Origin of the sequence: Bacillus glycinifermentans (assembly GCF_001042475.2) — a bacterium.
GTDB classification, from domain to species: Bacteria; Bacillota; Bacilli; order Bacillales; family Bacillaceae; genus Bacillus; species Bacillus glycinifermentans.
On sequence record NZ_LECW02000022.1, the window covers coordinates 215,041 to 226,328 of the forward strand.

The following is an 11,288-nucleotide window of genomic DNA, read 5'->3' on the forward strand; positions in this document are numbered from 1 at the left end:
ATAAGAAAGAGGAAAGGTAAAGGAAAACAATCAAAATCCAAAAGCTTTATCCATTGCGTATTCAAGGTACGGAAAATTTACAAATTCAGCTCCAAGCGGAATCAACATGAAAGACGGCGCTCATCCTTTAATTGTGTATGACAACGCGCGTCTCTGTTAATTGATGATGGGCGATCATGTAGCCGACGGCGCTCAGCCGTTAATCGGTTGGAATGGTTTGACTTTGGCCGCAAGGAATGCCTTACATAAAACAAATTCCGGAAAAGCAAACGTTCTTTTTTTCGCGAATAATTTAGGAGAAGCTTGGAGAAAAGATGATGGCGGTATGAAGACGATTCATACAGGCTTTTTTGTGACTAAATATAGTATACCCCATCAGCCTTCTTCATTATCACATCCTTCATCATCCTGAAATTTCCTTACATCGTTTTTGTCAGTAAGAAAATGATAAAGGATGTGATCAATTAAAAAGGAGGATTTTTTCTGATGACCAAAAATAATCAACAGCAAAATCAGCAAAAGCAAAAACAAAAGCACGCCCAAATGCTAGGGGCAAATATTACGGATACTGAGCTTGCCCAAGAGCTCGGCAGCCTTCAGCAGCAGCTTGCTCAATTAGAGCAAAATGTATCCCAGCTTGGAATGTCTCAACAGCAAGGCGGCCAGGCTCAGCAAGGTTCTCAAATGAACCAGGGAATCAACCAATTAAAGCAGCAAATTCAGCAATTCAGTTCTCAATCTCAACAGCAAATGCAGCAGACTGATCAGCAAATACAACAAAACATCCAGCAAGCTGTTCAACAGCTTAACCAAGCTCTTCAAGGGATTCAAACCAATCAGGCGATGAACCAAATGAGTCAAGCACTTCAACAGGCTCAACAATCATTCAGTCAACAGGGGCAGCAAGGTCAACAAGGGCAACAAGGGCAGCAAAATCAGCAAAACCAACAGGCATTACAATAAAATCTTGAAGCCCTTTTCTGGAAAGAGAGGGCTTTTTTCCTTTTTTAATTTGAAAAAAATGGATCGGTTAGAATCCGGAAAGTAATTCATTCTAGATGTAGATACATCAATTTTACAAGCGAAGGAGGAAGAAAACATGACTGTCGTCAATCAAGTGAAACAGGCCATTGCAAGTCTGAAAAGCGCCCAAGCCAGCTTTGAAACATTTTCTTTGAATACTGATAATCAGAATGCAAAGCAGCTTTATCAGCAAGCTGCTCAACAAACCCAGACGCTTGTTGATTCGCTTGAACCGCGTCTTCAGCAAATTCAACAAGAAGAGCCGCAATATAAACAGCAGTAAGTTGAAAAAGGTTGGTGAAGAGCCAACCTTTTACTGTAAACATACATACGAGAAGGAATGAGAATGACGACCCTTTGAGAGATCAAGGGGGTTTTTTTGACCCGCAGCATTCACCTAGGTTGATCCGCCCGAGTATCTTAATGTGAAAAAACGTTTTTATGGAGGGATATGGCGTGGGCTATTTTATTGAAGTCGAATCAGGGGTTCATTTATATGTGGAGGATATAAATCCTGAAAGCAGCGAAGCGGTCGTTTTTTTGCATGGCTGGCCGTTAAGTCATAAGCAATTTGAGTATCAGTTTAACGTTCTCCCGGCGCAGGGATACCGCTGCATAGGCATTGACTGGAGGGGATTCGGGCATTCGGATAAGCCGATGGACGGCTACCATTACAACCGGCTGGCTGATGACATCCGCATTGTAGTTGATGCCCTTCAGTTAGAGAGCTTCACGCTCGTCGGCCATTCTACAGGGGGATCTATCGCGATCAGGTATATGTCCCGGCACAAAGGCCATGGAGTATCTAAGCTCGTCCTGATCGACGCTGCAGCTCCTGTAGGCTTTACGAAAGAGAATGCTGATCATTTGCTTAATACAGCGCGAAATGACCGACCGAAGATGATGCGGGAAGTAACGGAAACATTTTTCTTTCAATATATTACACAACCGTTCTCAGACTGGTTTTTTCATCTTGGCTTGCAGGCAGCAGGATGGTCGACCAAAGCCGTCATCGTTCTGCTGAGGGATGAGAAGTTGTATGCCGATTTGCCGAAAATATCGGTTCCTGCTTTAATCATTCACGGGATTCATGACAAGGTCATTCCGTTTGCACAAGCCCGTGAGCTGCATCAAAACATAAGGGATTCAGAGCTCGTTCCGTTTCAATACAGCGGCCACGGGCCTTTCTGGGAAGAGCGGGAAAAGTTTAACCGGATCTTGACACAGTTTGTTAAAGAAAGCCTTTAACGTTTGAGGCAATTTGTGGGATAATATCAACGACCTCTAAAAGGAAAACAAAGCCGTTTTTGTTTTGCTAAAAATCGGCGTCCCGCCCGGTAACCAATACGGCGGATCAATTTCTCCTGAGGCGGGAAGGGCGACCGGTAAGAATAAATAACAGCTCAGTATCAGTCAAAGCGCTTATTTATAGATTGAAGGAATTAATGGCAAAACGCCTGGATGAATCGATCGCAAATGGAACGCCGCGAATTGATGAAGCTGCATGACGACTGCAGCAAACGTTTTTGAATACGGTTTTCTTTTGGGTGAAGGCCTGCTTCCGAAAGAGGAAGAAAAAGAAACGACTCTTGCTGCTTCATCAAATCATTTAAAGCAGCGGCGGCTTTTGAAGAGGAATGACTGGGTGAAAAGGGAGGGAAAGACCGAATCATTCTCATTTAAAAATGAAGTGAAAATCGAGGAAAAGATATGAAAAAGTTCTACAAACGATTACTGTACGGATCTGTTTTCTTATGTATCATAGGAGGAATCATCGCCGGCTTTCTCGAAGAGGGAATGAAAAAAGGGGATGAACTGAAACTCGGCACATCGATTTACGGTGCGGACACGATTGATAACTGGAAGGAAGCCAAGAAAAAAGGGAGATTTACCGTATTTAACGAAGATGGCGTCACCATCAAATCAATCCCGAGGTATCAACGGGTAAAAATCGTGAAACTCATCAATAAAGAGGATATGGCTTTGCTGCAAATACTGGACGGCACTTATAAAGGAACAAAATGGTGGGTGAATAAGTCAGATATAAAAAAGGAAAAAAGCACAACAGGCAGCCATACTCATAAATACCGAAAAACCAGCCACAGCCATCATCATTGATGTATAATAGTGAAAAGAACACACTCTCTCGTTTTAGATGGATGATTACATATAGTCAGGTTATAGGAGGTTTATCATGACTGAAGATTTTTATTGTGATGAAGTGCTAAGCGGGAAAACAAAGGTCAATAAAGTGATGGAAACAGAGAATGTATTAGCCTATTATCATACAAGACCTTTTTATCCTGTTCATATTGTGGCCATCCCTAAGAAGCATATCCCTTCTTTGATCACGTTAGAAGAAGAGGATCAAGAATTATTACTCGAATTACTGGATGTTATTAAAAAAGTGGCTCGAATGGTGACTGAAGAAAACGGTGCTTGCAGGGTGATCACAAATTTGGGCGCCTACCAGGATTCAAAACATCTTCATTGGCATATCGTTTCAGGAGAACCTTTGAGATAACGGTTTGGGAAGTGTGAAGGCTGCCCGGGCAGTGCTTATCATCGGCTGGATGAACTCGATTCTGCGCCTTTGGTTCAAACTTCCCTCAAAGCCACTTGCAGATCTCACAAGGACAGCCAGACGGAAAACCGGCCATGATATTAGACCGCGGCATGAATTATCTTTATCCGGAAGTGCTTGCAGACGATCGGATAGGTGGAGGCCATCCTGAAGGCTTGTTCGAAGTGTGGTCAAAGACCGTTTTGTGCCAAAGCCATCGCTGCGGCCGATCGCGAGAGATTGGCGCGAAGACCTTTGGTACCCGGGAATTGAGGCGGGAACAGAAGGCGCCCGGTGGGTTGAGAACTGTGTACGATCTGCAGATAACGGCGCTGTGTGGGTTGAATATCAATAATGAGAAAAGGCGCAAAGTAAACAAAAAACCTTACGACCTGCAGATCGTAAGGTTTTTTCGTTACATTTCTTTGGATGCAGCAGCTTCTGTTTGCGCTTCCTGCAGTTCTTGATTCATTTTTTTGGCATCTTCCAAATATTCGGTTCTGAATCCGCTCTTAACCGCCCAAGTATAAAAACCTAAAGAAACAACGGCGATCAACAGCATGTCCCAGCCGTAATGAACCACATTTAAGCCGCCGAATTTGTCGCTGCCCAAGAAGGAAATGAGCATCATCGCCAACAGGTAGAAAGCCATCCACATGCCGGCCTTGAAATGCTGGCCAAAGCCTTTCCAGCTTGCTTTTGCCTGATAGTAGAAATATACGGGCAGACCGATCAGGATAATGAATAAAACTTGTCCTGTCAGCGGCCAGCGCGCCCAGTACAAGACAAGCGACGCGAAAATAAATCCAAGCGGCGCGATTATGCTTAATCCTTTCAGGCGCAGCGGTCTGTGTAAATCGTGTCCAGTCCGTCTCAACGTCATGACGGTCACAGGACCTGTAACATAAGAAATCAATGTTGCAACTGAGATGACTTCTGCCAAGGTACCCCAGCCTCTAAATAAAAACAGGAAGATAAACGATACAATCAGGTTGAAAATCATCGCCTGGCGCGGTACGCCATAGATCGGATGAAGTTTGCCCAATATGCTTGGCAGGTATTTGTTCTTTTCCATTCCGTAAATCATCCGCGACGTTGTCGCCGTATATGTGATGCCCGTTCCCGACGGGGAAACAAAAGCGTCTGCATACAGAACCAGGACGAGCCAGTTAATATTTAAAGCGATTGCCAAATCTGCAAATGGAGAGTTGAAATTCAAATGGCTCCATCCGTTTACAATCATCGAAGGATTAACAGATCCGATAAATGCGACTTGCAGCAGCACATAGATCACGGTGGCGACCAAAATAGATCCGATCACGGCAATCGGAATCGAGCGCCCGGGGGTTTTCGCCTCGCCCGCCATGTTAACCGGGCTTTGAAATCCGTTAAATGCAAACACGATACCTGACGTTGCTACGGCAGTCAGCACGCTTGCCCATCCGTTTGGCGCCATGCTTTCGCCGGCAGTGAAATTGCCGCTGTGAAAACCGGCAAATAAAAGAGCGCCAATCGTAAGACCCGGAATCACGATTTTAAAGACGGTAATAAACGTGTTAGCTTTGGAAAACAGGCTGACCGTCCAATAATTTAATAAAAAGTAGATGATGAGTAAAACAGAAGCAATGGCCAGCCCTTCAATCGTCAGCTGTCCTTTATCGACCAAATGGCTTGTCCATTTTGCCCATTCCCAAGGCCAGGAGCTCATATATTGAACAGAAGCGACAGCTTCTACCGGAATAACGGATACAATCGCGATCCAGTTCGCCCACGCAGAAATGAATCCGACAAATGAACCGTGGGAATATTGCGTATATTTCACCATTCCTCCCGCTTCCGGGAACATCGCACCAAGCTCACTGTAAGAGAGTGCGATAAACAATATGACAATCATGCCGATAATCCATGAAAATATTGCGGCCGGACCTGCGATCTGCGCGGCTCTCCACGCTCCGAACAGCCAACCTGAGCCGATCATTGAACCAAGACCGACCATCATAAGTGAAAACGTTCCCATCTTTCGTTGTAAATTCATATTGATGTCACCCTTCATGTCGTGTAATAAAATATAACATTCATTTTTATTATTATCTTTCGAAATCTTCTGCCTTGTCAATATCTTTTTTTGGATGAAGAAACATGATCATTTCAAAGTGTGAAAAAGAACGGAAGGGAAGCGATTTGAGGGGAATTTTAGTATATCAATATATCTTAAAATTGATCGGAATTTTGGGATATAGATATTTGGCAGATGCCGTGTTTAAAGCCGGGAAATAGTCGGATTGTCAAAGATTTGTATTTCAGGCGATGGTTCTATTTGGGTGGAAAGATGGATCGGGGCTTGGACAACAGTGCGGGAACTTTTCTTTAGCCATTTTGAATTACAATGGTGGTGTTTCTCCTTTTATTCCTATGTTGTTTAAGGCGGGATCCATACATTAATCCTTCTGAATTTAAATTTTGTCATACGTTTGTCCACTCTATATGAAAGACATTTCTTTAAATGAAATTTGAGAAAGGAGTAATGTTATGGCGAAATTCGGGGTGAACTTTGCTTTAGGACTAGTTCTGTGCAAATGATAAGCCACTATCTTGAGGCTGAAAGTGAAGAAGAGGTGAAAAAGATCATAGCTGAGGCAATCGGAACATACAACAATAAGACAACTGTCAACTTGGACTATGTGAGATCCTACAGTATTTTTAATACGAAATAAAATTTTCCTTCCATAGCTAAAGGTTTTGGTTTTTAAGAACAGCGTAAATGCACGTTAGGCCATTACACTTCAAAAAGACTTATTTTTGAAAGTAGCAATAGGATGATAAGCAAAGCACCCGGATGAACCGGGTGCTTTCTCCCTTTTTTAGAGCTCCATAACAAAATACTCTTCATTATTCTCCTGTTTTTGCCCCATCAGTTAGCACAGCTTTTTACCGGATTGTTTTTAAATATTTCACTTTTTCATTAAAGTTGAGTAGATTTGTCCAGCGCATTGATAAACGTCTTTACGTTTTTCTTATCCTGCATAATGGGGGAATAAATATAGGAAAGCGTCCTGTTGAACGTTTGGTTTTTCAGCTTGATTACGGAAAGGTTTCCGTGCTGGACGTCTCTGTCGATGACGCTCGCAGACAGCAGGGAAAGCCCAATGCCCGTCATCAAGGTTTCTTTTATGCCTTGATTGCTGCTGATCGTAAGAAACGACTTCACTTTTAAACCGTTTGACCGAATGACATGATTAAGGTATTCGCGGGTTCCTGATCCGACTTCCCGCGTCACCCATGTCTGATTCTGGAGATCGGCCATCGTCACTTCCTGTTTTTTTGCGAGCGGATGATCGCTTGAAGCGGCGATGTACAGTTCGTCCTGCATGAAAGCATGGACTGAGAGATCCTTTTCGTTTGTCTGCCCTTCAATTAATCCGATGTCAACCTTATACAGACGGACGGATTGCACGACTTCTTCCGTATTGCCGATGACGACTTGAAGTTCAAGCTCCGGATAGCCGTTTTGGAGGTCAAACAGCAAAGCGGGCAGAATATACTCGCCGATCGTAAAGCTCGCCCCGATTTTCAACTCGCCTTTTATGGAATTGTGATGGTCGAGAATGTCCTGTTTTGTCTGTTCATATATCGTGATCATTTGTTTTGCCCGGTCGTATAGAATTTCACCTGTAGGGGTGATCTTTAACAATTTCGGTGAGCGTTCAAACAGCTTTGTCTGGAATTCTTTCTCAAGGTTTTTAATGTGCATGCTCACGCTTGGCTGCGACATAAGCAGGATTTCGGCGGTTTTTGTAAAGTTTTTCACTTCGGCAAGGGTGACAAATGTCTTTAGCGCATCATAATGCAAAAGAATCCCACCTTATAATTAAAAATATTAATAGCTGCAATAATTAATATATATTTTACTAATGCTGTGTATTCCAGTAAACTTTAAATTAGAATCTTTTTTAGGAAATGTTCATCAGACCGCAGGTCACGAGTTTCATACGAAGATACGCGTTGAACATTTTTGTGTCATTAAAACCGATTTGATTGATGGGAATAGTGGTGCTTGTTATTTTTTTATTCCATAGCGAGGTGGATATCGTTGCAACTTCAGGTAATGAACAGTCCGTTTAATCAGGAGCAGGCAGAGCTCCTCAACCGTCTTCTGCCGACATTGACAGAATCGCAGAAAGCCTGGCTGAGCGGTTATCTGGCGGCGTCCCGGTCCTTTGAGGCAGCGGCCGCGCTGGAGGTGCCGACGGCGGAAACTCCGGCGGCTCTACCGGTGCAGCCTGTTTCAAAAGAAGTGACCATTCTTTACGGATCACAGACCGGAAATGCCCATGGACTTGCAGAAAATGCCGGCAAAAAACTAAAGGAGCACGGCTTCGAAGTAACCGTTTCATCCATGAGCGACTTTAAGACGAATCAGCTGAAAAAGATCCAAAACCTGCTGATCGTCGTCAGTACGCACGGGGAAGGAGATCCGCCGGATAACGCGCTGTCCTTCCATGAGTTTCTCCATGGCAGACGGGCGCCGAAGCTTGATGATCTCCGTTTTTCCGTACTGGCTCTCGGAGATACTTCGTACGAGTTTTTCTGCAAGACGGGAAAAGATTTCGATCAGCGGCTTGAAGAGCTCGGCGGGAAAAGGCTTTATCCGCGCGTTGACTGTGATGTTGACTTTGACGAACCTGCGTCCGCCTGGCTTGAAGGAGTTCTCGGCGGCCTGAGCGAAGCCGGGGGACAAAGCGGAAGCCCGGCACAAAGCCAGGCTGCAGCACCTCAAGCGGCTGAAACGGTCTATTCGAGAAAAAATCCGTTTCGGGCAGAAGTGCTGGAAAATATCAATCTTAATGGTCGCGGTTCAAACAAAGAAACACGGCATCTCGAGTTATCGCTCGAAGGATCAGGTTTCACATATGAGCCGGGTGATGCGCTCGGCATTTATCCTGAAAATGACCCGGAGCTCGTTCAGCTTGTGATGAAGGAGCTCAACTGGAATCCTGAGGAAGTCGTCACCGTTGATAAACAAGGGGAGCGCCTCCCGCTTAAAGAAGCGTTGACTTCGTACTTTGAAATCACTGTTTTAACGAAAAAGTTTCTTCAGCAGGCCGCAGGATTTTCTGAGAATGAAAAGCTGCAGGAACTCACGTCACCGGGAAACGAAGCTCAATTAAAAGAGTATCTGCAAGGGCGCGATTTGCTTGATTTTGTGAGAGATTTCGGACCGTTCAGCGCATCAGCGCAGGAGTTCGTTTCGATTCTCCGGAAAATGCCTCCGCGTCTTTACTCAATCGCGAGCAGCTTTCAAGCGAACCCTGACGAAGTGCATTTGACGATCGGCGCCGTCCGCTATCATGCACACGGGAGGGACCGGAAAGGGGTATGCTCCGTTTTGTGCGCCGAACGCCTTCAGCCGGGGGATACGCTGCCGGTATTCATCCAGCCGAACAAACACTTTAAGCTTCCGGAAAATCCTGATGCGCCGATTATCATGGTCGGACCCGGCACAGGTGTCGCGCCGTTCCGCTCGTTTATGCAGGAGCGCGAAGAAACCGGGGCAAAAGGGAAGTCATGGATGTTCTTCGGAGACCAGCATTTCGTTACAGATTTCCTCTATCAGACGGAATGGCAAAAATGGCTGAAAGACGGCGTGCTGACAAAAATGGATGTCGCATTTTCCCGCGATACGGAAGAAAAAGTGTATGTACAGCACCGGATGCTTGAGCACAGCAAAGAGCTGTTTGAGTGGCTTCAAGAAGGGGCGGTATTCTACGTTTGCGGCGATAAGAAAAACATGGCGCATGACGTTCAAAACGCTTTGCTGGACATTATCGAAAAAGAAGGCGGCATGAGCCGTGAAGAAGCGGAAGCCTACTTAGCCGAGATGAAGCAGCAAAAACGCTATTTGCGTGATGTATACTGATTTTGACTGAAAGGGGTTTTTCCAACATGGGGAATCAAATATTAAAAGCGCCTGAAGGCCCGCCAAGCGATGTTGAACGCATCAAAAGGGAAAGCGACTATTTGCGCGGCACCTTGAAGGAGTCGATGCTGGAGAAGATCTCAGCCGGAATTTCCGATGACGATAACCGTCTGATGAAGCATCACGGCAGCTATTTGCAAGATGATCGCGACCTTCGCAATGAGCGCCAAAAGCAGAAGCTTGAGCCCGCGTATCAGTTCATGCTTCGCGTACGCATGCCGGGCGGAGTGGCCACGCCTGAACAATGGCTTGTCATGGATGAGCTTGCCCGCCAGTACGGTAACGGCACACTGAAGCTGACGACGAGGGAAACCTTTCAAATGCACGGCATTTTAAAATGGAATATGAAAAAAACGATTCAGAAAATCAATTCGGTATTGCTGGATACGATCGCGGCATGCGGCGATGTCAACCGCAATGTGATGTGCGCTTCAAATCCGTATCAGTCTGACGTCCATGCCGAAGTCTATGAATGGTCGAAAAAATTGAGCGATGACCTGCTGCCGCGGACGCGCGCGTACCATGAAATTTGGCTTGATGAGGAAAAAGTCGCCGGTACGCCGGAGGCGGAAGAAGTCGAACCAATGTACGGACCGCTTTATTTGCCCCGGAAATTCAAAATCGGAATCGCCGTTCCGCCGTCAAACGATATCGACGTGTTTTCGCAGGATCTCGGTTTTATCGCGATCGTCGAAGACGGCAAGCTTATCGGCTTCAACGTGGCGATCGGCGGCGGCATGGGTATGACGCACGGGGACAAAGCGACATATCCGCAGCTTGCCAAAGTCATCGGCTTTTGCAAACCGGAACAAATCTATGATGTAGCAGAAAAAACGATTACGATTCAGCGCGACTACGGCAACCGCTCCGTCCGCAAAAACGCCCGCTTCAAGTACACGGTTGACCGCCTCGGGCTTGAAACGGTCAAAAACGAGCTCGAAAGCCGTCTCGGCTGGAGTCTCGCTGAAGCAAAGCCGTTTCAATTCGATCATAACGGAGACCGCTTCGGCTGGGTGAAAGGCGTAAAAGGAAAATGGCATTTAACGCTGTTTATCGAAGGCGGACGCGTCACAGACTACGATGACTACAAGCTGATGACCGGCCTGCGCGAAATCGCCAAAGTCCATACAGGCGAATTCCGGCTGACTGCGAATCAAAACCTGATCATCGCCAATGTCTCAAGTCAGAAAAAGAAAAAAATCAGCGAGCTGATCGAGCAGTACGGCTTGACAGACGGCAAGCATTATACGGCGCTCCGCCGCAACTCGATCGCGTGCGTCGCGCTGCCGACGTGCGGACTGGCTATGGCAGAATCGGAACGCTATTTGCCTGTTTTGATTGACAAGATCGATGAGATTATCGAAGAAAACGGACTTCGCAATGAAGAGATTACGATCCGGATGACCGGCTGTCCGAACGGCTGCGCCCGGCACGCGCTCGGCGAAATCGGCTTTGTAGGGAAAGCGCCCGGCAAGTACAACATGTATCTCGGGGCTGCGTTTGACGGCAGCCGCTTGAGCAAAATGTACCGGGAAAACATCAGCGAGGAAGAGATTTTAAACGAACTTCGCACGATTCTTCCGCGCTATGCAAAAGAGCGTGAGGAAGGCGAGCGCTTCGGCGACTTCGTCATCCGCGCCGGCATCATTAAAGAAACGACAGACGGCACGAATTTTCACGATTGATAAAAAACCGCCTTGGCTTATTTGAACTGACCCGTTAAAA

Annotated in this window: 11 protein-coding genes; 9 read left to right on the forward strand and 2 right to left on the reverse strand. The window is 45.9% G+C overall.

What is annotated here, in order from left to right; genetic code table 11:
• The first annotated feature begins 486 nt into the window (after positions 1 to 486).
• From AB447_RS14890 to AB447_RS14915, 6 genes are all read left to right on the forward strand, one after another.
• On the forward strand, positions 487 to 963 hold the full coding sequence (locus AB447_RS14890) for a hypothetical protein (protein ID WP_048356407.1): 477 nt from the start codon (positions 487 to 489) through the stop codon (positions 961 to 963).
• 136 nt (positions 964 to 1,099) lie between these two features.
• The gene (locus tag AB447_RS14895) at positions 1,100 to 1,306 is read left to right on the forward strand and encodes a DUF1657 domain-containing protein (RefSeq protein WP_046131163.1); all 207 of its coding nucleotides are present in this window, start codon (positions 1,100 to 1,102) and stop codon (positions 1,304 to 1,306) included.
• Positions 1,307 to 1,479: 173 nt separating this feature from the next.
• Complete coding sequence (locus tag AB447_RS14900; RefSeq protein WP_048356408.1) at positions 1,480 to 2,271, forward strand: alpha/beta fold hydrolase; 792 nt, start codon at positions 1,480 to 1,482, stop codon at positions 2,269 to 2,271.
• A 256-nt stretch (positions 2,272 to 2,527) separates the two neighbouring features.
• Positions 2,528 to 2,737 carry a hypothetical protein gene (locus tag AB447_RS14905; RefSeq protein WP_048356409.1) on the forward strand — a complete coding sequence of 70 codons (210 nt, stop codon included), beginning with the start codon at positions 2,528 to 2,530 and terminating at the stop codon, positions 2,735 to 2,737.
• Positions 2,734 to 3,141, forward strand: a complete 408-nt coding sequence (locus AB447_RS14910; RefSeq protein WP_048356410.1) for a hypothetical protein — start codon at positions 2,734 to 2,736, stop codon at positions 3,139 to 3,141. The genes AB447_RS14905 and AB447_RS14910 overlap by 4 nt, the downstream gene beginning before the upstream one ends.
• Before the next feature lie 76 nt (positions 3,142 to 3,217).
• Positions 3,218 to 3,547 (forward strand): HIT domain-containing protein, encoded by a 330-nt coding sequence (locus AB447_RS14915; RefSeq protein ID WP_048356411.1) that lies wholly within the window; start codon positions 3,218 to 3,220, stop codon positions 3,545 to 3,547.
• A gap of 454 nt (positions 3,548 to 4,001) precedes the next feature.
• Here AB447_RS14915 and AB447_RS14920 read toward each other — a convergent pair whose 3' ends face one another.
• The gene (locus AB447_RS14920) at positions 4,002 to 5,639 is read right to left on the reverse strand and encodes an APC family permease (RefSeq protein WP_411801465.1); all 1,638 of its coding nucleotides are present in this window, start codon (positions 5,637 to 5,639) and stop codon (positions 4,002 to 4,004) included.
• A gap of 86 nt (positions 5,640 to 5,725) precedes the next feature.
• On the opposite strand from AB447_RS14920, the gene AB447_RS25875 reads away from it, so the two are divergent.
• Positions 5,726 to 5,863 carry a hypothetical protein gene (locus AB447_RS25875; RefSeq protein WP_156183641.1) on the forward strand — a complete coding sequence of 46 codons (138 nt, stop codon included), beginning with the start codon at positions 5,726 to 5,728 and terminating at the stop codon, positions 5,861 to 5,863.
• Between the two features lie 685 nt (positions 5,864 to 6,548).
• On the opposite strand, the gene AB447_RS14925 is transcribed toward AB447_RS25875, so the two are convergent.
• A complete protein-coding gene (locus AB447_RS14925; protein ID WP_048356413.1) occupies positions 6,549 to 7,436 on the reverse strand; it encodes a LysR family transcriptional regulator in 888 nt (295 codons plus the stop codon).
• Between the two features lie 240 nt (positions 7,437 to 7,676).
• Here AB447_RS14925 and AB447_RS14930 point away from each other — a divergent pair, with 240 nt between their 5' ends.
• Positions 7,677 to 9,503 carry an assimilatory sulfite reductase (NADPH) flavoprotein subunit gene (locus AB447_RS14930; RefSeq protein WP_048356414.1) on the forward strand — a complete coding sequence of 609 codons (1,827 nt, stop codon included), beginning with the start codon at positions 7,677 to 7,679 and terminating at the stop codon, positions 9,501 to 9,503.
• A gap of 26 nt (positions 9,504 to 9,529) precedes the next feature.
• Positions 9,530 to 11,248: an assimilatory sulfite reductase (NADPH) hemoprotein subunit gene (gene cysI, locus AB447_RS14935; RefSeq protein WP_057957625.1), complete on the forward strand. Its 1,719-nt coding sequence runs from the start codon at positions 9,530 to 9,532 to the stop codon at positions 11,246 to 11,248.
• Positions 11,249 to 11,288: the final 40 nt, after the last annotated feature.